24 protein-coding genes, 1 pseudogene and 3 riboswitches are annotated in these 23,076 nt (G+C 41.5%); of the genes and pseudogenes, 3 read left to right on the top strand and 22 right to left on the bottom strand.

What is annotated here, in order from left to right:
• Nucleotides 1–88 precede the first annotated feature (88 nt).
• From AC0VZ9_RS17350 to AC0VZ9_RS17370, 5 genes and pseudogenes are all read right to left on the bottom strand, one after another.
• The gene (locus tag AC0VZ9_RS17350) at nt 89–373 is read right to left on the bottom strand and encodes a YrhK family protein (RefSeq protein WP_009333686.1); all 285 of its coding nucleotides are present in this window, start codon (nt 371–373) and stop codon (nt 89–91) included.
• A 76-nt stretch (nt 374–449) separates the two neighbouring features.
• A complete protein-coding gene (locus tag AC0VZ9_RS17355; RefSeq protein ID WP_475397513.1) occupies nt 450–1,178 on the bottom strand; it encodes a ZIP family metal transporter in 729 nt (242 codons plus the stop codon).
• A gap of 119 nt (nt 1,179–1,297) precedes the next feature.
• Nucleotides 1,298–1,888, bottom strand: coding sequence for an NADPH-dependent FMN reductase (locus AC0VZ9_RS17360; RefSeq protein WP_009333684.1), 591 nt, complete (start codon nt 1,886–1,888; stop codon nt 1,298–1,300).
• Between the two features lie 23 nt (nt 1,889–1,911).
• A complete protein-coding gene (locus AC0VZ9_RS17365) occupies nt 1,912–2,760 on the bottom strand; it encodes a VOC family protein (protein ID WP_475396546.1) in 849 nt (282 codons plus the stop codon).
• Nucleotides 2,761–2,777: 17 nt separating this feature from the next.
• A pseudogene (locus tag AC0VZ9_RS17370) lies at nt 2,778–3,183 on the bottom strand (DoxX family protein).
• Nucleotides 3,184–3,330: 147 nt separating this feature from the next.
• Between AC0VZ9_RS17370 and AC0VZ9_RS17375 the strand changes: the two are divergent.
• On the top strand, nt 3,331–3,636 hold the full coding sequence (locus tag AC0VZ9_RS17375; protein WP_475396547.1) for a winged helix-turn-helix transcriptional regulator: 306 nt from the start codon (nt 3,331–3,333) through the stop codon (nt 3,634–3,636).
• A 424-nt stretch (nt 3,637–4,060) separates the two neighbouring features.
• Here AC0VZ9_RS17375 and AC0VZ9_RS17380 read toward each other — a convergent pair whose 3' ends face one another.
• Both AC0VZ9_RS17380 and brnQ read right to left on the bottom strand, forming a co-directional pair.
• Nucleotides 4,061–4,930, bottom strand: a complete 870-nt coding sequence (locus AC0VZ9_RS17380) for a 5'-methylthioadenosine/S-adenosylhomocysteine nucleosidase (RefSeq protein WP_475396548.1) — start codon at nt 4,928–4,930, stop codon at nt 4,061–4,063.
• 129 nt (nt 4,931–5,059) lie between these two features.
• Nucleotides 5,060–5,163: riboswitch (purine riboswitch) on the bottom strand.
• A gap of 140 nt (nt 5,164–5,303) precedes the next feature.
• On the bottom strand, nt 5,304–6,656 hold the full coding sequence (gene brnQ / locus AC0VZ9_RS17385; RefSeq protein WP_009333679.1) for a branched-chain amino acid transport system II carrier protein: 1,353 nt from the start codon (nt 6,654–6,656) through the stop codon (nt 5,304–5,306).
• Between the two features lie 294 nt (nt 6,657–6,950).
• Here brnQ and AC0VZ9_RS17390 point away from each other — a divergent pair, with 294 nt between their 5' ends.
• Nucleotides 6,951–7,610, top strand: coding sequence for a GntR family transcriptional regulator (locus AC0VZ9_RS17390; protein ID WP_009333678.1), 660 nt, complete (start codon nt 6,951–6,953; stop codon nt 7,608–7,610).
• A gap of 45 nt (nt 7,611–7,655) precedes the next feature.
• Here the strand turns inward: AC0VZ9_RS17390 and clpP are convergent, their stop codons facing one another.
• From clpP to AC0VZ9_RS17435, 9 genes are all read right to left on the bottom strand, one after another.
• Nucleotides 7,656–8,237 carry an ATP-dependent Clp endopeptidase proteolytic subunit ClpP gene (gene clpP, locus AC0VZ9_RS17395; protein ID WP_071155714.1) on the bottom strand — a complete coding sequence of 194 codons (582 nt, stop codon included), beginning with the start codon at nt 8,235–8,237 and terminating at the stop codon, nt 7,656–7,658.
• 26 nt (nt 8,238–8,263) lie between these two features.
• A complete protein-coding gene (locus AC0VZ9_RS17400; protein ID WP_071155715.1) occupies nt 8,264–8,938 on the bottom strand; it encodes a sigma-70 family RNA polymerase sigma factor in 675 nt (224 codons plus the stop codon).
• Between the two features lie 193 nt (nt 8,939–9,131).
• Nucleotides 9,132–10,331 carry a phosphoglycerate dehydrogenase gene (locus AC0VZ9_RS17405; protein WP_019382676.1) on the bottom strand — a complete coding sequence of 400 codons (1,200 nt, stop codon included), beginning with the start codon at nt 10,329–10,331 and terminating at the stop codon, nt 9,132–9,134.
• 67 nt (nt 10,332–10,398) lie between these two features.
• Nucleotides 10,399–10,477, bottom strand: a riboswitch (ZMP/ZTP riboswitch).
• Between the two features lie 282 nt (nt 10,478–10,759).
• The gene (locus AC0VZ9_RS17410) at nt 10,760–10,990 is read right to left on the bottom strand and encodes a hypothetical protein (RefSeq protein WP_475396549.1); all 231 of its coding nucleotides are present in this window, start codon (nt 10,988–10,990) and stop codon (nt 10,760–10,762) included.
• 132 nt (nt 10,991–11,122) lie between these two features.
• Nucleotides 11,123–11,479: a hypothetical protein gene (locus AC0VZ9_RS17415; protein ID WP_475396550.1), complete on the bottom strand. Its 357-nt coding sequence runs from the start codon at nt 11,477–11,479 to the stop codon at nt 11,123–11,125.
• A gap of 13 nt (nt 11,480–11,492) precedes the next feature.
• The gene (locus AC0VZ9_RS17420) at nt 11,493–12,116 is read right to left on the bottom strand and encodes a YhbD family protein (RefSeq protein ID WP_009333673.1); all 624 of its coding nucleotides are present in this window, start codon (nt 12,114–12,116) and stop codon (nt 11,493–11,495) included.
• A gap of 199 nt (nt 12,117–12,315) precedes the next feature.
• Nucleotides 12,316–13,074, bottom strand: a complete 759-nt coding sequence (locus AC0VZ9_RS17425) for a GNAT family N-acetyltransferase (protein ID WP_475396551.1) — start codon at nt 13,072–13,074, stop codon at nt 12,316–12,318.
• 428 nt (nt 13,075–13,502) lie between these two features.
• Nucleotides 13,503–13,994 carry a tetratricopeptide repeat protein gene (locus AC0VZ9_RS17430; protein ID WP_475396552.1) on the bottom strand — a complete coding sequence of 164 codons (492 nt, stop codon included), beginning with the start codon at nt 13,992–13,994 and terminating at the stop codon, nt 13,503–13,505.
• Between the two features lie 106 nt (nt 13,995–14,100).
• Nucleotides 14,101–14,439 (bottom strand): YolD-like family protein, encoded by a 339-nt coding sequence (locus tag AC0VZ9_RS17435; RefSeq protein ID WP_019382671.1) that lies wholly within the window; start codon nt 14,437–14,439, stop codon nt 14,101–14,103.
• Between the two features lie 141 nt (nt 14,440–14,580).
• Between AC0VZ9_RS17435 and AC0VZ9_RS17440 the strand changes: the two genes are divergently transcribed.
• Nucleotides 14,581–16,761, top strand: a complete 2,181-nt coding sequence (locus tag AC0VZ9_RS17440) for an FUSC family protein (RefSeq protein ID WP_475396553.1) — start codon at nt 14,581–14,583, stop codon at nt 16,759–16,761.
• Nucleotides 16,762–16,893: 132 nt separating this feature from the next.
• Here the strand turns inward: AC0VZ9_RS17440 and AC0VZ9_RS17445 are convergent, their stop codons facing one another.
• The 6 genes from AC0VZ9_RS17445 to AC0VZ9_RS17470 form a co-directional block, all read right to left on the bottom strand.
• Complete coding sequence (locus AC0VZ9_RS17445) at nt 16,894–17,163, bottom strand: DUF1450 domain-containing protein (protein WP_009333667.1); 270 nt, start codon at nt 17,161–17,163, stop codon at nt 16,894–16,896.
• Nucleotides 17,164–17,199: 36 nt separating this feature from the next.
• On the bottom strand, nt 17,200–18,051 hold the full coding sequence (locus AC0VZ9_RS17450; protein WP_009333666.1) for a 2OG-Fe(II) oxygenase: 852 nt from the start codon (nt 18,049–18,051) through the stop codon (nt 17,200–17,202).
• 788 nt (nt 18,052–18,839) lie between these two features.
• Nucleotides 18,840–19,271, bottom strand: coding sequence for a MarR family winged helix-turn-helix transcriptional regulator (locus AC0VZ9_RS17455; protein ID WP_009333665.1), 432 nt, complete (start codon nt 19,269–19,271; stop codon nt 18,840–18,842).
• Between the two features lie 84 nt (nt 19,272–19,355).
• Nucleotides 19,356–20,705: a TrkH family potassium uptake protein gene (locus AC0VZ9_RS17460; RefSeq protein WP_019382667.1), complete on the bottom strand. Its 1,350-nt coding sequence runs from the start codon at nt 20,703–20,705 to the stop codon at nt 19,356–19,358.
• A gap of 64 nt (nt 20,706–20,769) precedes the next feature.
• The gene (locus tag AC0VZ9_RS17465; protein WP_026041776.1) at nt 20,770–21,426 is read right to left on the bottom strand and encodes a potassium channel family protein; all 657 of its coding nucleotides are present in this window, start codon (nt 21,424–21,426) and stop codon (nt 20,770–20,772) included.
• Nucleotides 21,427–21,504: 78 nt separating this feature from the next.
• Nucleotides 21,505–21,655, bottom strand: a riboswitch (cyclic di-AMP (ydaO/yuaA leader).
• 111 nt (nt 21,656–21,766) lie between these two features.
• The gene (locus tag AC0VZ9_RS17470) at nt 21,767–22,930 is read right to left on the bottom strand and encodes an endonuclease (protein ID WP_475396554.1); all 1,164 of its coding nucleotides are present in this window, start codon (nt 22,928–22,930) and stop codon (nt 21,767–21,769) included.
• Nucleotides 22,931–23,076: the final 146 nt, after the last annotated feature.

Genomic DNA, 23,076 nt, shown 5'->3' on the forward strand with positions numbered 1-23,076 from the left:
AAAACTTTTATTTTTTAGCTGGTTTTCGCTATGTCGCTAGTATTGCCGTTTCGCCCTTCCGTAAAACCCAATTCATGTTCAAATGGATTTACTCTCTCTTTGTTCCTGTTATCTTTTTAACATGAAGGTCCTTCAATATATTCAAGCCTGCCCTGATGATCATCATAATGCTTCCTGCAAGGAAAAACGATATCGAAACCGCCTGGCTGATATCTGTTAAAAATAATATACTTCCGATAAAATATAAAACACCCAGAAGCAGATCATTAATAAATGATACTACCCTATATCGCTTTTCAATGATCATTTCGTAGGCACCTATCTCAATATGCACATCTTCCTGCTGTTCCTTTACAATATTTCTAATCTTCATGAATAACACCTCTGTTTTGTCTTTTCCACATAAGGTGTCAAACATTCATGATATAGGTGTTGTTTTCTGGGAAATTTCAAGAAAAATGATCAAGCACCAATGAAGCCAGCAAACCGATAGCTGCAATGAATCCGGTCATCGGACCACTGTCCTCAAAGGCTTCAGGCATCATCGTGGAAGCAACCATGGCAATAATTGCACCACCGGCAAATCCTGCAATTCCTGATATGACCTCTATTGAAGCTCCATCCAAAAATATGTATCCAGCCATCGAAGCAATTCCCGCAATGACAAATACCGAACTCCAAAGGAGGATCATTTTCTTTTTTGAATAGCCGCTCTTTTTCATTCCCGAGGTACTGGAATGGCCTTCTGGAAAGTTGCTGATAAAAATGGCTGTCACCAATAGAAAACTCACCTTACCTCCTTCAAGCAGACTTGTCCCGATCATGATTGATTCTGGTATGGCATCCATGATGGTCCCCGCAAAAAGGACTATTCCGCTGCTGGCTGCTGCTTTATGGCCGGATCTTTTCCGGTTCTTAGCTCCCCTGTTTGAAATCATGATATCAAACAGGGTAAAGACAATGGCTCCAGCCACAAATCCAATGCCTGTCGGCAGTAAGCCGCCGTTATGGACTGACTCCCCAAGAAGCTCATATGAAGCAGCACCAATCAGGACACCTGTTCCAAATGCCATAATGTAACCAATCATTTTGTTTTGGATGGGCAAATACATGGCTGCCAATGCGCCTAAAAGGACAGCTGATCCAGAGACCCCTCCCCATAGTGCAGCATTCCACATCATGATCACCCCTTCCATTTTCTCTTGTTTCTTTAGTTATTTCCTTTTGATCCTTCCTAAAAACCGCTATTCAGAATAAGATTAAAAAAGCAGAACCTCGAAGGTTCTGCTTATAATCTCTATCTAATAGTTTTTAATGCACCGCTCCAGGATATCACCTGGTCAATCATTGCGTTCACATTATCGAGATGAAGATCTTGAGGTTTAAATACTGTGCCATTTTCAAAATCAGTAAATAATGACAATGTTGGATGCACTCGCACATCAGCTATCATCAATTCACCCATGATTCCGCGCAGATGTTCAGCAGCTCTCGCACCGCCGGTTGAGCCATAGCTTACAATTCCTGCAGCTTTATTGTTCCAAGGTTCACGAGCTAGATCAAGTGCATTCTTTAATGCCCCTGTAATACTGTGGTTGTATTCTTGAACGATGAATATAAATCCATCCAGACTGTTAAGCTTCTCATTCCATGCAGCAATTCCCGGTGAATCCGCTTCACCTAAGAATGGCAATTTGAAATCAGCGATATCTATAATCTCATAATTGGCATCCCCGCGTTTATCGGCAATTTCTTTAACCCATGATCCGACCTGAGGGCTAACTCTCCCCTGACGTGTGCTTCCTAAGATAATGCCAATGTTTAATTTCTCGTTCATTTTTTGTTCCTCCTTAGATTTTCTTCCAAATAATTGATTAAAAAAACCCATTACTCACACCACCTGATGACAATTTAAAATCCTAAAACAATTCGATTCCCCGAAGGGTCTTCGGTAATCACCTGATTATTTTCAACTGCTGCAGCCGCACCTATCTTTTTCAAATTTCCTACGGCCTGATCCCTGGCTGCTTCATTTTCAAAAATGAGTTTGAAGGATTGAAGCCCGACACTATTCGATGAAGGCTGCGGGGCTCCTACTCCATTCCATGTATTCAAACCAATATGGTGGTGATATTTTCCGCTCGAAATGAAAAGTGCCTGTTTGCCATATCGGCAGACTGCTTCAAATCCCAGCCCCTCTGTGTAAAACGTTTCGGTATTCGCCAGTTCAGCCACATGCAAATGGATATGCCCCATGACCGTACCGCCGGGCAGTCCTCTCCAGGACTGCTGCTGCCCAATTGACAGCAGATCAGGGAAGTCCAGGGGATCAACAGTCATATTTACTTCCCCGTTTTTCCATGCCCATTCGGAAGGGTTACGGTCAGTATAGATTTCTATCCCATTGCCATCAGGATCCGAGAGATAGAGCGCTTCGCTGACCAGATGGTCGGAAGATCCAAATTCTAGCCCAATCTCGACGAAATGACGCACGATCTTAGCCAAATCAGAACGCTTAGGGAGGAGCAGGGCGAAATGATACAAACCTGTTGTTCTTCCCAATGCAGGTTCAACATTTTCCGGCTGTTCGATGGTCAGTAAGGTACTATTGCCATCTGCAGTAAGCTGGGCAGTTCTGTCAGTCTTTGTTAACACTTTAAAGCCAATTGCTTCTTGATAGAAGGCCAGTGACCGTTCCAGATCCTGTACTTTCAGATTGACCTGAGCTACAAAGGTAATCGGTTTTTGATGAAAGTTCATGTAAATTTCTCCTCTCATTAGTTTGCCTTTGATTGTGTTAATTTGCTCCCAAGAGACAGTGGTGATTCCTTTGCTAATACAAAATAGATCGATGCAGCAAGCAAGATTAAATCTAATTCATATCCTGCCATTTGGCCGTTCCCAAGCAGGCCAGCGGGCAGCTTAGCTGTAAAGATAGCTCCCAGCATGATGAAAGCAAATAGTACAGAAACCATTTTTGTACCAATGCCCAAAATAAGCGCTATGCCTCCTGCCAGCTCGATTACAGCAACGGCATAAGCCATAAAACCAGGAATACCGATACTATCGAAGAAACCGGCAGTATTGCTTATTCCTCCCTGAAATTTTGAAAATCCATGAATAAAGAAAATAAATCCTAAAATCACCACGCAGAATGAAATGACCTAATTCGTTTTTGTTCATGTTTTCCTCCTTGAATCATATGTTAGTTACTTACTTTATGTAAGTTAGTATAATATTGATATTTATTTTCGTCAAGTAATCATTTTATAAAAAGTGATTTAATTATTTCTAGTTTATGACTATAATAAGAAACAAGGAGTGATTATTATGGAAAAGTCGCTAATTTGTCCAAGATTTGAAAAAGCCATTGGCATATTGAGCCAGCGCTGGACCGGATTGATCATTTATCAATTGCTTAACGGGCCGCAGCGGTTCTGCAGTATAGAATCCTCTATCGGGATAAGCGGCAAAGTTCTTTCAGACCGGTTAAAGGACCTGGAGAATGAGGGGGTCGTAAAACGCGAGGTATACCCTGAAACTCCTGTTAGAATCGAATATTCCCTGACAGAAAAAGGCCTGGCCATGGAGCCGCTGATGACGGAAATAGAAAAATGGTCGCAGAACTGGTTATAGGCTTAATTTATATATGAATATCAAAAAAGAGTCTTCCCTATTTGGAAGACTCTTTTTTGTGTTATCTCTTTGATCGTGTTTATTCCTATTTTGACTGGCGAGCGAGTTCGGACTCATCCTCTCAGAATCTTTCTTCTTCTGTCCGAAGGTGGGCCGTGTTCGGACTCATTCCCTCGGATTCTTGCTTCTTCTGTCCGAAGGGGGGCCGTGTTCGGACTCATTCCCTCGGATTCTTGCTTCTTCTGTCCGAAGGGGGGCCGTGTTCGGACTCATTCTCTCGGATTCTTGCTTCTTCTGTCCGAAGGTGCCTCGGCTTCGGACTCAATTCCTCGGATTCTTGCTTAATTCTGTCCGAAGGTGCTCCGACTTCGGACTCATGCTCTCGGATTCGTCCTTCTCCTGTCCGAATAAGTAAATAGCCAATTTACTTTCCTTTTATCTCTGAAATATACTGTTTTACGACTTCATATACGTAATCCTGGTTTGCAGCAGCAGTGTTGGGGTCGTATTGGCCTCCGTTTGTTTTGTTATTAGAAAGAATACGAATTCCCAGGAATGGAACATCGTATGCTCCGGCAATCTGCGCTGCTGCTGCGCCTTCCATTTCTTCAACCGATGTTCCGTAGTTTTCATGAAACCATTTGATGCGGTCAACTTCATTATTCCATAGGTCCGCTGAACCGATTGTCCCCTCGACTACTTTGCCCTTCATGTGCTTATCTTTTACTGCTTTGGCAGCAGCAAGAAGGTCTTCATTTCCCTCATAATAACGAATCTTTTCTGCATCAGGGTCTTCACCGGCACTTCCCTCAGAAGCCATCAGGTCCATCGGGATCCAATTGGTTGGTTCAATCCCTTCCCCTTCTTCCAAATGACCAGTCTTCAATGATCCGATATTGACTGTTCTTTCTCCTAAAACGATATCATACACATTCAGGCTTGGGTCATGGCCGCCTGAAGTCCCCTGATTGATGATTGCGGCTGGATCATACTTTTCGATGGCGATTGCTGTGGCAGCCGCCGTATTTTCCATGCCTTTTCCGGTTTTAGCAACGATGACTGGGTACTTGTCCAGCTTTCCTTTATAAAAAACAAAGTTCCCTGATTTTTCTATTTTAACTTTATCTAATCGTTCAGCAAACTTTTCGGCCTCGATTGGCATTGGCCCTTGGATAAGAATTGGCTTTTGGGCACCTTCAGCCTCGGTTTCTAATTTTGCAGCCGAAGAGCATCCTGCAAGCATTGCTGCAGACAGTGCTGCAATCGCAGCGAGTGAAGCTAATTTCTTTTTCATTGTACGTTCTCCCCTTTTCTTGTTGTCTGATACACCCGAAGTTCTAACCATAGAAAAAGGCCTGTAAAAGCAGAATGATATCTACCTTCCAGACCATAGAGTTAAAGCAGCTGACATAAAGAATGCAGCCTTTTCTATACTTTAACCCGTAGTCCGGTTCTTTCATTGGGAACCAGGTAGAAACACTCAGACCATATTACCGAGCATATACGAGTGATGAAATTTGTAAGATTACAATGACAATATAACAAATAGCACGTGGGTTTTCAACTAAAATACGAACATTTAGTTCATATTAACTATTTAATATTCGTAATTCCACTATATTCATCCATAAAAAAAACCTCCAGTATTAAACTGGAGGCTGTGATCATTATGCTGCTTTTTTTGCTTCAGCCGAAGGTGATTGGCTGTCATTCTTTATGGCAGAAGCAACGAGACCGATCAGACCGCCCGCGATAGCAGGGACAATCCAGCCTAACCCAACATCATATAAAGGAAGGATCGCACCGAATAGGTCATTGATTGGCGCAAACGAAATGCCTGCTGCATTCAAACCATCAAACAAACTTACCACAAATGTGAAAAGCATGCTTCCCTGATAAACTTCTTTCTTGCCTTTAAAGATTGGGTGCAGGAAAGTAAGAGCCATCAGTGCAATAGCCAATGGATAGATTCCCACCAAGACAGGCACGGAAATGGCGATAAGCTGGCTTAAGCCAAAGTTGGCAAAAACTGCGCTGAATAAAGATAAAACAATCACGAACATTTTGTAAGAAACTCTTGGCATCAGTTTATTGAAGTATGAAGAACAAGCTGTAATTAAACCGATGCTGGTTGTCAAACATGCTCCAAAAACAATGACACTTAATAGCAGCGCACCAAATGAGCCAAAGTAATGGGAAGATGCACCAGATAGAACCGCACCGCCATTATCCAATGTTCCTAGACCGCTGACACTTGAAGCCCCAATAAAGGAAAGCGATGTATAAATGACTGCTAATAGACCAGAAGCAATCACACCTGCTTTCGCAATGGATAACATGATATCCTTTTTAGTTACTGCGCCTTTTTCCTTCACAGCATTTACAACGATAATACCGAATACAAATGCTGCCAGTGCATCCATTGTCAGGTAGCCTTCCTGGAACCCTTTAAAGAACGCACCATTTATATAAGCTTCAGTCGGAGCCTGGAATGCACCCATTGGATTGAAAAATGCAGCACCGATTAAAACTGCGATTACAATTAGAAGAATTGGTGTTAAATATTTCCCCACGATATCAACAATCTTTGAAGAATTTAAAGAGAAAAATGCGGTAATTCCAAAGAAAATAACTGAACATACGATTAAGCCGATTGAACCGCTTCCTTCGGATAGATATGGCTTAATTCCAATTTCGTAAGACACTGTAGCTGTTCTCGGAATGGCAAAAAGCGGACCAATTGATAAGTACAGGGCCACTGTGAAGGCTAGTCCGAACAATGGATTGACGCGGCTCGCCAGTGATTGCAGATCACTTTTTCCCGAGAAGCCCAATGCCAGTATACCAAGAAGAGGCAAACCTACACCTGTGATGATGAAGCCAGCGTTCGCTGACCATACATTCGTTCCTGCCGATTGGCCAAGCATCGCAGGGAAAATTAAGTTTCCTGCCCCAAAAAACAAGGCAAAGAGCATAAAACCAACTGTTACAATATATGAGAGTGGTATTTTGCTTGTCATTTCAATTCCTCCTATTAATCTGTCTGTCTTAAAAGATTTACTTATTTTGTTAAATTTAAATTTTCCGAAAAATTATTGCGCTGTAACATTATTATTTTTGTACGCTAGTAATATATTGCATAACTCAAGATAACATATCCAAAATACTTATGCAATATATCGCACAAAACTTTTTGTCGAATCATGCGATATATTGAATTTTTCAAGATACTTCTATATACTAAATTTATAATCTATTGGAAATAACTATAATTTCACAGATAAATTGCATGAAATGAAAAGGTGGTTACAGCTATGCCGATACCCTCCAATTATTCATCACCTACCCGTGTGTCAGCAAAGGATCGCGCCTTCTCCCAAATCCAGGAGTGGATCATTGACGGCACACTCCAGCCGAAAGAAAAATTGAATGATGCCGATCTAGCAAAAGCATTAGGCGTCAGCCGAACTCCCATCAGGGAAGCTCTTCAGCTGCTGAATGTTCAGGGGTTCGTCGAAATGTTTCCCGGAGTTGGAACGCAGGTCACTTCAGTTAATCCTGAGGATATTAGTAAAATCCTGCCCCCTTTAGGCGTATTGCAGGCACTTGCTGCAGAATTGGCTGCTCCTGTTATCAGCCAGGAAACGATTAATATACTCAGGGATATTAATCATAAATTCGCTAAAGCTCTAATTGCAGGAGATACCTTCACAGCTTTGAAGCAGGACGAGAAGTTTCATAATATTATTATAGATCTTGCTCAGAATCCTTATATCTCGAATACAGCTTCCATGCTTCAGGCTCATGTCATGCGGCTTTACTACAATAAAACAATTATTTTGAAAGAACGTTCAATAGAAGAACATGAAGATATATTAAAAGCTTTTGAACAAAAAGACAGAGAAAAAGCCGGACACATTGCACGCGTCAACTGGCTTCGGGCAATTGATGAGTACTACTCCGAGGAAAAATGATCAAACTGAAAAAAGCAGCCTTCATCGGCTGCTTTTTCTTTTTTTCTAGCTTTTATAGATAATTTCATCGATAATCCCGTATTCCTTTGCTTCTTCGGCAGTCATGAAATAATCGCGGTCCGTGTCCCGTGCTACTTTTTCTATAGGCTGGCCAGTTCGTTCAGCAATAATTCCATTAATATGCTCCCTAAGCTTTATGATCCGTTTTGCAGATATCTCGATTTCGGTCGCCTGGCCTCTTGCTCCGCCAAGAGGCTGATGAATCATGATTTCACTGTTCGGAAGGCTGTAGCGTTTTCCTTTTTTTCCTGCCAGAAGAAGCATCGCACCAAATGATGCGGCCATTCCTGTACAAATCGTTCTCACATCAGGCTTTATATATTGAATCGTGTCAAAGATGGCAAACCCTGCGGTTGTCGAACCGCCTGGACTATTAATATAAAGGGAGATATCCTTTTCAGGAGATTCAGCTGCAAGAAATAGCAGCTGGGCAATCACACTATTGGCAACCACATCATTAATCTCTTCTCCTATCATTATAATCCTGTCTTTCAACAGCCGTGAATAAATATCATAAGAACGTTCTCCCTTGCTGGACTGCTCAATGACATATGGTATTGCTGTCACCTGTATCCCTCCTGTTCATTGCGGATCTATGCCGCCATACAGAGAGTATTAGAAGAAGATGGAACAGGCAGTACAGGCTTCTGGGCATGACTTTCAAGGGATCGCAGAAAAGGTATGGTTTTTATCAGGATGGACGGGTCTTCCGCTGCCACTGATTGCTGCAGCAGCTGAAATAACTTTTCTTCTTCCTCATTTGCAAAAGAATCCTCAGCCTCATCTTCCACTGGGTGCTGAAGCTGCTTCCGTGCACGGTTCAGCGAGGACTTCACTGCAAACTCAGTGGTCCGAAGTATATCAGCAATCTCTTTTGTTTGATATTGAAACCCTTCCTTCAGCGTGAAAACTACAGCCTGCTTTAATGTCAGCCTATTGAGGAGATGGGTGATTGCTTCTGTGCCATCAGGGCTGAACTCCTTCATTTCCCGTTCCGGCGCCTCTTGAAGCTTTTCCCGCTTTCTGTTTCTAAGAGTGTCAATCCAGCAATTATAGACAATCTTCTTTAAAAGAGCCTGATTAATTTTCTCAGGCGAATAGCTTCTATAAGCGCGGATGATTGCCTCATGGGCCAGATCGTCCCCGTCCCAGCGGTTCTGTGCAAGAAACCGGCTATAACGCTGCAGTGAAGGATAGATATCTGCAATACAGCTTTCCTTCTGCTTTATGGAATCCCTTGATTCAGCCTGAACTTTCCCTTGCTTCATAAACCTGTTCACTCCTTTAATACATCTCTGCTTCTATAACGGAATAAGAGAACAAAAAGATACGGGTGATTAATATTTTTTATCAGTTTATTCTAAGGATAGCTGATTTTATACTTGTCATATACCTTTTTTGATTTCATTCCTTCGTGCAGTTAAAAAAAGCCCCAATCCCTGCGGAATTGAGGCTGTATTTTTATATAATTCGTGACTTGATAATGCCTTCAATTTGATTAATCTGTTCAAGCAGTCCAGGGATGACATCACCATTAACTTTATTATCGATATCGATCATGGTATACGCATATTCACCGCGGCTGCGGTTCACCATGTCCGCAATATTCAGCTGGTAGCTTGAAATAGCAAGTGTGATTTGGCCGACCATATTAGGAATGTTTTTATGAAAAGCAGTGACACGCCGCTTGCCTGTGTAAGGAAGAGCAGCATTTGGGAAGTTAACTGAGTTTTTGACATTGCCTGTTTCAAGGAAGTGCTTCACCTGTCGTGCTGCCATGACAGCGCAGTTTTCCTCAGATTCTTTTGTTGAAGCGCCAAGGTGCGGAATTGCCACTGCGTTTTTCATTTTCAGGATATTTTCATTTGGGAAATCTGTAATATACTTGCCCACTTTTCCGCTTTCAAGGGCGGCTGCCATATCTGATTCATTCACTAGCTCCCCGCGTGAGAAATTCAGAATATGAACACCATTCTTCATCATGCTGAATGTATCTTCATTGAACATTTCCCTTGTATCATCGGTTAATGGAACATGTACAGTGATATAGTCAGATTCTGCAAACACCTGCTCAATGGTCATGGCGCGCTGAACATTACGGGACAAGTTCCAGGCAGTGTCAACCGAAATGAATGGGTCAAAGCCCACGACATCCATATCAAGTTCAAGTGCATCATTGGCCACAAGGGCCCCGATTGCCCCCAATCCGATCACACCGAGAGTTTTCCCCTTAATTTCTTTTCCGACAAATTGCTTTTTCCCTGCTTCTACAAGCTTAGGAATTTGGTCTCCTTCATCTTTCAGCGTTTTGGTCCAGGAGATGCCGGCAAAGAGATTGCGGGATGAAGCCATTAAGGAAGTAAGCACCATTTCTTTTACTGCATTCGCATTGGCACCAGGTGTATTAAAAACAACAATGCCCTGTTCAGTGCATTTCTCAACCGGGATATTATTCACACCCGCGCCTGCACGGGCAATTGCTTTTAATCGATCGCCCAATTCCATTGAATGCATATTAAAGCTCCGAAGGACAATCGCATCCGGATTGCCGCTTTCATTATCGATTGTAAATTGATCCTTGTTAAACACCTCAAGACCGCTTGGCGCAATCGCATTCAGCGTTTTAATCGTCTTCACTCTGTCTAAAGTCATGGTACTCACTGGATTCTCCCCTTTTCAACTAACTTTGTCAGATTTTAAAACAGAAAGAGGCAAGGGTAGAATCCCTTACCTCTGCCCAGGCGAACGGCTTCGACACTATGTGCTCCCTCGCGGTGATCCGCGTCTCGCCAGTTACACATAGCCTTTTCGGTTTTTTAAATCTTATCAAAGTCTTCTGAAAACTTCAACCCTTTAAAGCGCTTACATTATTAAAATTATTTTTTATTTTTCTACAGTATATTTTTCTTATTTTGTACACTATGCTTTTCGAAGTTAGTTATTAGGATAACATTTTCATTTCTGCAATGTGCGCAAATAATTTCTGTTATCCAGTCATAAAAACAGCTTATAACATTTTATCTGTAAATAAAATTTGACTATCCGAAAGAAAATGTAAAAAACTGCTTCCCTGCACCTCTCTCCTTTTATCAGATTTTGCGAAGTTCTTTAACTTCCGCTTCTGCTGCACATTCATAAACACCAGAGTATTCCACAAGTCCGATCTCGCAATTTTTGCCGATTTTTACATTTTTCCCTCTTACGACAAGAGCTGCTGTGCCTTCGAGTTCGATGTCATCGCCTTCTATTAAATCCGCCTCCAGTTTCAAGGGAAAGATGGATTTGATTAATTTTAATAGGGTTTCTCTATGCTGTGTCACTTTAATTTTTCTACCGCCGATTTCTTTCGCTTTACTGTCTCCAAAAAGCTTAATATCGATCGTTTCTGCGTTCAGTAAACCATCTACTGAAAATGTCCCTTCAGCACGGAAGACCTCCGCTTCACAGTCCCCTTAAATAGTTACTTTCCCATTCACAGCGATTACTTCGCATTTTACAGAGCCTCCGATAGTGGATCTTCCGGCGACTTCAAGGTTTTGACAGCTGACAGCTTCAGAAATGTCGGCAGAGCCATTGATAACAAAGGATTCAGCTTTAACAGCTCCATGGATCTTTGCAGCACCACTGATCTTTCCCTTTTCAGTTTTTACGTTTCCATGGATAGTGGCCGTACCGTTACAATGGAATCTCTTGCACTCAATATCACTGTTTACCGTTCCCTTGCCATTTAATCCAACCTTTTCAAATGAACCTCCATTAGACGATCCCACTCCATTAATTATTAAGTTCCCTAGTGTTTTCATATTCACAGCAAAATTCCCCCTATACCAATTTGGATTTTAATTCCTCTGCACAATGTTCTAACGATAAAGTGGCGGCCACTTTTGTTCCTTTTTCAAGCAGGACTTGTTCCCCGTTTACCGAAATCAGGCAGCTGGACATTCCAAGTTTGCGAATAAAGCAGATAACAGCTTTTGGCTGTTGCAGGATACTTTGATGATCACTCAATAACTGAAGAAGCATTTTCCCTTCCTCGATATGGATATCTCCGGATTCAAGCAGGATGGAAAGGATATAAAGCTTCAAAATCTCATGGTAATTGAATTCGTTAAGCTCTTCCTGTGTCTCGAGAAAGATATTCATAACCGGTTCAGAAGCTATCCCTTTAGCAATCAGGCTTTCCTTTGTCAGCTTCAGATTTGAAGCATTCAAGGAAAACAAATCTGCCAGCTCATCCAGTGAAAGGCTATCCTTCATCTTTTGTATTTTATCGACCCGCTCCAGAATTTTCTCCTTTGGGAAAAATGTCTCCTGCCCTGTAAAAGTTGATTTTCTGACAAACCAATCCTCCGGTATCAGGCTTTTCCTTTTCCACCGATAAAGCTGCCCATAAGAAATTCCAGTTAAATCAAGGACTTCTTTTTTTGAAATTAATTCATCGCTCAATTCCAGGTCTCCTTTCCGATGGTATGATTGTAACATAACACTGTTACGTTAAGAATATTGTATTATTCATTTTTTCCCGAGGTTTTTCGACAAAATCCCGATTTTACACCATGAAATCAAACCAGGATGAACTCCCCTTTATAAAACAGTGTTCTATTTAAACAAAAAGACCTGGCTCTCTATAGAACCAGGCTTCTCTTCATTCGTATATTTTTAAAAGGTTATACTGCTTTCCAATATACTGATAATTTTGCCTGCGGTACATTTCCTTTGGAGTATCTTCACCATCTGCAACAAGGATGATGGTTTTATCCTTAAACTGATCCATTACCGATTTCTGCAGGCGCCTGCCGATGCCCTTTTTCTGAAAATCCTCATGGACCATCAATCCATCAATTTCAGCTGTGTATTCCTTGATAATTACATCTACTGATCCGGCAGCTTTCCCTTTATAATATGCAATGAACTGCTTAATCCTTTCATCGTTAAAATTCCTTAAATGCTGATCTTTCTTTTTCTCGGCATAATTAATCCCGTAAACCGAATCCTGCTCATGCTGAAATTCCAGATAATCATTCCATGTTTCATCCGTAACATTTTCGACTGTAATTTCTTCCTTTTCCTGAACTTCAGGAAAATCAGCTGGATGAATCGCAAATAGCTCTAAATAACCAACCGTAAAATCATCATCCTTCTCAAAGCTGGCCAGAAGTTCTCCGGTAAGCTCCTCGTCATCAGGAAAATAAAATCTTTCATGCTTTTGGCCATATTTTTGATGAAAAGTTCTTAAATATTGATGTGCCTCCTCAAACTCTTGAACAGAAGGCATTCTTTTAAAAGCAATAAAGTTGCTGTCATACTGAAGGAGCATGTCAGGGTTATGGTTGTGAATAAAAAGTTCATTTTCCAGTACTGTGTGTCCCGGTTTATGGATATTATTAAAAGTGATTTTTTCCATCGGCTTCTCCTAATATAGCAAACACTTTAGTTTTGCAAAAATTTATATTCTTTATCTGTAATAAGCACATCATGGCAGCGTATTAATTATTCTTTAATTCAAAGGGTACTGCTGTTATCATAAGCACACAGAAAATTCCGGCCATGTTGAGAAATAACCTTGGAAACCTTCTTTTCATACTCTTCCACTTATCAAATTGGAGGAAACTACGGTCATTTTCCGCTTTTGGCACCTGCAGATATATAAGAGACTGCATTTTGAAGATAGCAGTCTCTTTCATCGAATGGATAAAGGATACGGCCGCCGTCTGACCTTTTAAGATCATCTATTATAGCAATTAACCATATTCATTAAAATTACCTCTAATAAATCAGAGATGTTTGAATTATTCTCCGCCGTCATATCATGTATTTTGGGAAATCCTTTTTCTAATCTTTATCAAATATTTCATCAAGTTTGTCTGCATAAAAAGTGATTGCTTTTTTATATTGCAAAACTTCCGGGTCATCAGAAGTTTCGGCCACACACTTTAGGAGCATCTCCATTGCCTCGCTGTGCTGGCCTAAATTATGGAGCGTCATGGAATAAAACACCTGGATTGCACGATTAGCCGGAAACTGGGAGATTCCTTTCTCGAACACCATCTTTGATTTTTCATATTCCCCAAGAGTCCGGTATGTGCTCCCAAGACCCAAAATGGCACCTGGCAGATCAGATTCAGGCAGCCCAAGTTCGATCGCTTTTTCATAATGAGAAACAGCTTTCGATTCCTCCCCTAGAACGTCAAAACTCCAGGCACAATGATAATGAATCACTGGGTTTAAGGGATACTCTTCAGCCAATTTCACAAGCAGAAGGCTGGAATCTTTGTATTTCCCGAGATTGCGAAGTATAATCGCTTTTTCTAAGTCCGTGCTCATATGTACCTCCGATCACCGCTTTCTTTCTATTATATCTAAAAATTGCAAATAATGGGTATGGTAAAGCTTTAACTTTTCTGCAAAAATTAAATTATGTCTCGCTGCACTATTCTTTCACTTCAACCGAAGCTATTTCATCAAACATGACCTTCTCAAGAAACCCATCTTCCAATTCCAGATAAATTTTTCTGCCGATGCCGTCCAGCCTGTTTACCCTCCCTGTATATTCGTGGAATAATCCCTCCCGCCAGACTTTTACTATTAGAAAGAAGGCATATTCCATTGCATAGTGAATTTTGTTTTCATAGTCCTCCAATTCATATTCATCTATAAGCGGCTTGTCTTGTGCCATTTGTTCAGTTTCCAATTTTCTTAGCATCGCCCGGTGTTCCGGCATGAAGTGGGCTGGCTGCCATTTTATTTTCCCTCTGTCTTTTAGCGGCATAGTAAATCCCTCCATTCTTATTATAGAACATTTGTTCTGTTTTTAAACCTGTAAAGCACCAAATCTCAAGCTGGTTCATTTGGATAATAAAAGTACGAGTGGTAAAATAATCTTTAACTCTCTGAAAAGATTGGTGAAACAATGAAGCAGTTTCCTATAAAACACCGGTGGCTCGGACGTTTGCTGGCATCCGATCCCGGGCTTATCCGATTTCAAAAAGCAGGACGGGCCACTTTAAGTTTAATGGCTTCAGTCTTTACGACTTTGTTCATCATGCAATTGGCTGGTGCTGATGCCGCTCTCACTCCGGCGATAGTGTCCGGAATGGCAGGCATGCTTGGCATCATGATTGTCATGGATGACTCCAAAAAAGGTAAAATGCTCACAACTGGCCTGCTTGGACTTTCAGCCATGGCAGGGGTATCGATCGGTTCCCTATTGGCGGAAAGCACGGTCTTTATCGATATTGCAATGGTTCTGTTAATCTTCTTAAGCTTTTATTTGACCCGCTTTGGAGTGCGGTATTTTTCTCTATGCATGATTGCATTCATGACACTTTATTTCGCGTCTATTTTAAAACTATCAGGCAGTCAGCTTCCATCCTTCTACTTCGGCATTTGGATTGGGATCGCGTATGCTTTCCTGTTCAATTTCATCCTTTTTCAGGACACCGCGAAAAACCTGAAAAGAAGCATTCGCTCCTTTCATTTCCAAAGTAATTTTACGTTCAATCTCTTAATTGAGGGGATGCAAGCCAAGGAAATGACTCCTCAGCAGCGGGAGGAATTGGGAAGAAACGTGCTGAAGCTCAGGGATTATGCTGTCATGGTTTCGGAGTATATAAATGATGAAGATGTTCAAAAATTATGGCCTGGGCTGACCTCTACTCAGCTGAGGTTATATATTTTTGATGCAGGTATGCTGATTGAAACACTGACAGACTCAATTAGAAGCTTAAAAAAAGCAAATGCCCTTGAAATTGATGAGCTGAGAAAACTCCTGGTTTGGGTAACCCGTTCTCTTCGCGATGCTGAAGTTCTTGCCCAACAATATGAAGAACAAAATCTGCGTGAAGCAGAGCTTGCTGTACAGGCCCTCCGCCTGCTTATTATTGATTTGTTCAGCCGGGAAGACAAACCTGCAGGATGGCTGTTTCTGATCAGGCGGATCGAGTCCATTGCGAACCATGTCATCGAGGGCGGCATAACCATACAGCAGGCACTTCATAAAATGAAAGACAATGAGATTAAATTATCTGAAGAGGCAGCTGAAGGCGAAAGTGAAGATGAACCATCTGAAGAAGATAAGGGCATCAAACCTTCCACCAAAAAAGCTTTTCAGGCATTGACTGCTGCAATCATTTCCATCATTGCCGGCCAGATTCTTTCGCCTGACCAGCCTTATTGGGTTCTTTTAACAGCTTTTATTGTTTTGCTCGGTACCGAATCGATCGGGCGCATTTATACGAAAGGTTTTCAGCGGTCGGTTGGAACAATTATTGGAGCAGTAATTGGATTTACACTTGCAAGAGTGGTCAGCGGCCATTCCGTCCTGGAAATAACGCTGATTTTTGCAGCGGTTTTTTTCGCCTTTTATTTGTTTGAGGTCTCCTATACGTTAATGAGCATGTTTATAACGATGCTGGTTGCTTTTATGTATGACCTTTTACTTGGAGGAATTACATTTTCCCTTATCAGTGCAAGGGTAATCGATACAATTGCCGGTGCCGGCATTGCATTCGGAGTTTCCTTATTTATTTTCCCAAAGAAAACGAAGGAAAAAGTGGCGGATACCTTAAATGACTACTTACAAGAACTGAAACCGTATGTCACTGAGTATGTGAGAAGCTTCCGGGAAGATGTGAACGTTAAGGAGCTTTCAGGCAAAGGCTTCTTATTGGATCAAAAACTTAAAACCATAAACGTTGAAGCACAATCTCTGATAAAAAAACCCGGATCCCCGCGCCATGCTGACGTTAACAGATGGATTACACTATTTTCAGCCATCAACTATTATGCAAGACACCTTGTGGCTTCCTCCTACCGAAAAGGATTCGACTATCCCGATGAGCTGGTCGATGTTTTCATAAGGATTGAAGAAAAGCTTGAATTAAATATTGAGACATTAATGGATTTGATTAAAGATAGCGGAGACGGCATGCTTGTGTATAGTCTTGAAAATGAAAGGGAACAAATTGAACGATTGGCACCAGCAAGGCAGCAATCCCAGCGTGATTTGATTCATCACCTTTATTTCGTCTGGAGAATCAATAAAGCGATTATGGAATTGGCAGAAGATCTTGGTGCAGGGAAGGAGCAATAATCCTCCTTCTCTTTTATATGAATAGGGAGATGCTATTTCAGGATCAATACTAGATTAATTTGCACATTCACATTCTCAATGTACATCAAAAAAAAGAGTATGAAAAAAGGAATCGGATTGCTCCGATTCCTTTTATTTCTTTACTTCTTCTTTCAATTTTATCAATAATTCATCCGAATTCTCCGCTGCAATCAGCTTCCCGTCCACCAGGGCATAAGGTGATTGCCTGCATTCTTTGCATCTGCTCTGGCATTCGTATTCTTTATAGTTAATATTCTTCTGGCTCAGAAATTGATTAAATGCAGCCAAACTCTCTTCTTTTAAAAATTCATCCAGATTCCGCTGACAAAATTCAATCGAAGCCGTTTTTTGCTTTGAGAATAGTTTGTTGATGAGTTTCACCTGATCAAACTTCCTTCTGATTATTCTTTAAAAACTCTAATGGCAATATATATTGCTTTCCCTAATCCATTTGGTAGCAGCCCATTTTTCTCCCTTTCTTACAGGCACACTGCTATGGACTGACAATCGGTCCAGCTGACCCTGAGCATTGCCATAATGGAAGTAAATGGCCGCTCCCTTTTTGGGAACAAATGAAAGTCCAGCTTTAGAAAAGACCGTTTCACCGCCATCCTCCACATCATTCAAATAGATGAGGAACGTTCCAACCCTCTGTCCGCCTTTGCTGGCATCCGCCATGTGGGGGGGAAAGAAATCAAAGTGAGGCTTATATTCTTCACCCAATCCATAGTTTAAGATCTGAAGGCCTTCACCATTTTCTGCAGGATAACCGGTCAATTCAGCAATCCTCGTTTCGATTCTTTCGACCAGTTCATTTTCTTTAAGCCGGAAAGCCATGCTCTTGCTTGTCCTTCCTGAACCCGCCCGTTCTTCTCCAGAACCCCTATCCACCACCAGGGATGGCTGCAGCCGGCTCCTTGAAAGACTGATAAGCTCATCACATTCTTCTGAGCTGAGCACCTGATCCAAATGGAGCACAAATGGCTTTTCATTTCTGGAAAGCACTTTTACGTCCTTATCACTCGTATGAAGGATATTCCCCTTCCTGCCTATTTCGGGGACTTCATAAGTATATCGAATCTGCTGCCCTTCTGTCGTCTTAATTGCTTCATTTCCAACAATTTTAAATAAAGTCTCATATGCAAACCGGTTATCGAAACCCTTCTTAATCAAAGCGTTCGCAAGCGCAATCGGACTCACATCACTTTTTAGCGCACCCACAATCCAATCCTTTAGTTCATCTGATATCTGCATAATCTTCGTCATCATCTTCCCCCTGTATGACTCAATGAAAACATCCGTTAGCCAGATATAGAAATATATGTATTTTATTATACTATTATTAATGAATGAACTGAATCGATTTACCTGGTAACTCAGATAGTTCAAATTTGCATCATATAAACTGATTCTCTTTAGAGTGCCGTTTTAAATTCTTATAGATTCATGGCAACAGTTTTCTCGGCGCTGCTCCCATTTTCGGCTTCATGACTGCCTCATGGCGACCGTTTTCTTACCGCTCTCTCTTTTTCGGCTTCATGACTGCCTCATGGCGATCGTTTTCTTCTCGCTCCACGACTTTTCGGCTTCATGAAGCTTTCATGGCGACTGTTTTCTTCTCGCTTCACGACTTTTCGGCTTCATGGAGCCTTCATGGCGACTGTTTTCTCAGCGCTGATCACTTTTTCGGCTTCATGACTGCCTCATGGCAACGATTTTCTTATCGCTTCACGACTTTTCGGCTTCATGGAGCCTTCATGGTGACTGTTTTCTTAGCGCTGCCCCCATTTTCGGCTTCATGACTGCCTCATGGCGACCGTTTTCTTACCGCTGCTCTCTTTTTCGGCTTCATGACTGCCTCATGGCGATCGTTTTCTTCTCGCTCCACGACTTTTCGGCTTCATGAAGCTTTCATGGCGACTGTTTTCTTCTCGCTTCACGACTTTTCGGCTTCATGGAGCCTTCATGGCGACTGTTTTCTCAGCGCTGTTCTCATTTTGGGCTTCATGACCTTCACAAAAAAACAGGATAGAAGCATCCCACTCTATCCTGCACCGCTAATTACCCTCCATATTTCTTCTCATTTTCATTAAAACATCGTCAACAATTCTCAGCTCTTCCTTCGTAATACCCGATGTGACGATTGAGTGAAACTCCTCTGTGATGGGATATACATGTTCACTGAGATTTTTGCCGTTTTCGGTTAGATAAACATTCAGAGATCTGCTGTCCTCTTTATTCATGCTTTTTTTGATAAAGCCTTTCTTTTCAAGACTGCTCAGCATTCTGGCAATGTTAGATTTATCTTTATCCAGCCGCCTGGCGATTTCATTTTGGCTTAATCCGTCTTCTTCCCAGAGAAGCATTAGAATCAGGTTCTGCTCCGGGGCAATATTTAAGTGGGCTAATTTAGTCTTAATATAGCTTGTTAAGGTCAGGTCTATTTGATGGATCTTAATGCTTATATAGTCATTAAATCTGGTTTTCATTTAAAATCCCCTATCCTATTTATGGTGGAAAATTTTATTGAAACTAAATTATTCTGTCCTATACACCAGATAACTTTCCTTCACTTATCCAATCATGATTTTCTCTTCTGCAAATTTATATTTGGCCTTTCCTTTTCTTCGGGCAAGTGCAAAAGCGATTGTGATTGGCCCTACTCTTCCTGCAAACATCATAAATGCAATTACCCCTTTTCCTGTTGCACTTAATTCAGGTGTGAGCCCCATCGACATGCCTACCGTGCCAAAAGCGGATATCACCTCGAATAAAAGGACGTTCAATGGAGCATTTTCTGTTATGGATAAAATAAATAAGATAAAGAAGATGAATCCTATTGAATAGACGGTTATTGTAAAAGCTCTGACAATAAGATCCTTTGGAATTCGCCTTCCCATAAGGCTCACTTCATCTTCTTCCTTTATCAGCGCTCTGACTGCAAGAAAAATCAAGACAAAGGTAGTGACTTTAATGCCGCCGGCGGTACCTCCTGATCCCCCTCCAATGAACATGAGCAGCATTGTTACCAGCTGCGAACCTAAAGTTAATTCGCCAGTATTCAAAGAATTAAATCCAGCCGTTCTCGGGACCACACCATGAAAAAAAGCCCCCAATAGTTTATCTTTTAAAGGCAAATTGGCAAGTGTCCCAGGATTATCATATTCAAGCGCAAAGATAAATACTGTTCCGAGAATGTTAAGGATCAGCGTCATCAGGAGGACCAATTTTGTATGCAAAGAGAGCTTTTTCAAACTCTTGTTTCTTTTTACATCAAGTACAACGATATAGCCGATACCTCCGATTATTAACAGGAAGCTGAGTGTCATGATGACAGTAAAATCACCAGCATATTCAGTAACGCTCCTGAATTGGCCCATTATATCGAATCCGGCATTATTAAAGGCAGAAACCGAATGGAAAATGCCATAATACAATGAGCGGGGGAAGCCAAAATCGGACGACCAGCGAATGGCCAATATCAATGCACCGATCATTTCAGCGATTAATGTAAAGCCGACAACGAATTTAACCAGCCTGACCATCCCTTCAATCGAAAGCTGATTTAAAGATTCCTGGATCATCAGCCTTCCTTTCAAACCAATGTTCTTTCCAAGCATGATAGCAATGAGAACCCCAAATGTCATAAATCCAAGGCCGCCAATTTGTATGAGGACCATCAGTACAATCTGGCCAAAAACAGTAAATGTGGTTTGGGTATCCACTACCACGAGACCTGTTACACATACAGCAGAAGTCGCCTCAAAAAGTGCATCGATAAACGATAAATGATGTCTGTCTTTCGTAGCAAAAGGCAGCATCAGCAGCAGTGTGCCTACACCAATTAAGATTAAGAAACCGACCGAAAGCATTTGTGCCGGATTCATTTTTATCCAGTTATAGGAACGTCCCATTCTCCTCATTCTTTTATGCTCCTTATACATATAGGGCTAACCCCTTGTATTGGTATTTTTTTATCGGCAAGGCTTATACTCCATGCCTCTCAAATCTGCCAATCCCTTTATTGTGTCCCATTACAATCAGGACGTCGCCCTTTAAAATAACCTCTTCAGCTGACGGAGTAACGATTATTTCCTTCCCGCGCTGAATCCCCACAATATTACAGCCATACTTAGCCCTAATATTCAATTCAGAAAGGGATTTTCCGGCAATTTTATCTGTAGCCACAATCTCAACCATACTGTAATCTTCAGACAGCTCAATATAATCAATCATTTTTTCCGAAACAATATGGTGGGCAATCCGCTTAGCCATATCCCGCTCCGGGTGGATAACACGATCAACGCCAATTTTTTCGAGCACCCTGGCATGATACTCATTATGTGCCTTTGCCCACACCTTTGGAATCCCCATTTCTTTTAATAACAAGGATGTCAATATACTGGACTCAATGTTTTCACCAAATGAAACAAATGCATGATCGATATTTTTTATCCCTGATTGCTTTATGGCAGCTTCATCAATGCCATTGATTTGAACTGCATATGTCACAAACTGTGCGTATTGATTTACTTTCTCCTGGTCTACATCAATTGCGAGCACTTCCACTCCCAATTCATGAAATTCCTTTACGAGACTTCCGCCAAAGCGGCCTAAACCAAATACTGCATACTGTTTTTTCATTGAAGAAATTCCCTTCTTTTTGAAAATGAACACAAAAAAACCACTCTTAAAAAAAGAATGGCCAATGGTTTCCATCAACCCTTCCCTCGATTCGGCTTACGGAGTTAGCTGTCGGATTAGGGATTGAGAGTATCCCTTCTTAGCCTTAATATGCTAAGATTCACCCCAAGATAAACCAGGTTTATCAAAATTGGTTCCCCCGCTCATAATGATTCAGCAAAAAGGTTACTATGAAATTAATAAATATAAATTACTCCCATGGAAATCTCTTGTCAATCTTTTTTTCAAAGTAAGTAAAATAAAAAGCACTTCCCAGTAACGGAAAGTGCTTTCCTGAAGATTATTCCCAAATTGCTGATGCCCACTCGGGATGATCTATAAATGGATTGCGGTTATGCTGGTAATCAGAATAGATGATTTCGTTTCTTCTCCGCTCGTTATCGTCTACCGGATCTTCCTTATGCCACTCAAGCAGGACAGACATTTTGCCATGATAAGGAGCAGAGCCATTATTGACCTGATTGTTTAGCTCCAGATCCACTTCTCCGCTGTCTCCTTCATAACGGACAGCCATATAAAAAAGCATCCTCGCAACATCGCCTTTTACTGTATCCCTGGGTTCCCAGGAATCTGAATCATAGTAGTTTCCCAGTGCCTCTGAATGCTGGGTGCCCCCATCGTCAAAGTCAAGATTCCCTCTCGAGCTATTTACTGAAGCATCTGTTGGCCGCAAATGATGCAAGTCTGTTCCCGGACCCATAGCTGTTCCAAAGTCCCCGTGAGATTTTGCCCAAACATGCTCCCTGTTCCAATCATTGACGCCAGAACCATTGGTGAATTTCCCCTGAGAGCGGCCAGTATACAAAAGAATGACGTTATTGGGATTGGCAGGATCTTCATCTGTCTCGCGCAGTGCTTCCCATACATTCGAATAGGAAATTTCCGTGTGATCATCAATGATAGTATGGAGGGCTGTTTTTAAAGCCTCCCCTGTTTTTCCGCTTGCAGCATCATAATATCCTCCTGGTTCAGGGCCGGGGTTGGCTGTTCCATCACCAGCTTGTTCGAAGGCCGTCCCATCTTTTAGCCCGGGATGAGAAAAATAGGCGGTAAGCGTTCCGGTTACCTTAATTTTTTCTCCAATCAAAGATGGATTGGATTTTAAGCCGAAAGCAGAGCGAAACGTGGAAGGAATTTGAACATAAAGCATCTTAGCTGTGCTGGTCTCTGATGGACTATCCGCCAGGGCCAAAGCATAGTCATTTGGAAACTGGCTTGAAATAACCGTATTTGCCGCAGTCGGCTGTCCAACCACATAGCCTTGAACAGTTTTGGAAGAGTTGTTTTGAGTATTGATTCCCTGTGAAACGGAATAAGGTGATGTCCAGGAGCCATCCCCGGCAGCTGCCCTAGTTATAGAATTTTGAATGGGCTGCATCACGATCAGAATGACAGTAACCAGAATAAAAGTTAACAGCAGGCCTTTTTTCTTACGATTCAGCATTCATTCGCCTCCATATTTTTTTGAATGGACTTAAATAATCAGAAAAGTCACAATTCCACACAAGTATAAATGAACACCTTCGGCCATATCATGAGGTTTTGGTCCCAAAAGTTTACTTTTCACACAGAATTTACAAACTTAACTTT

The organism is Cytobacillus sp. QJM3NY_8 (assembly GCF_056173585.1).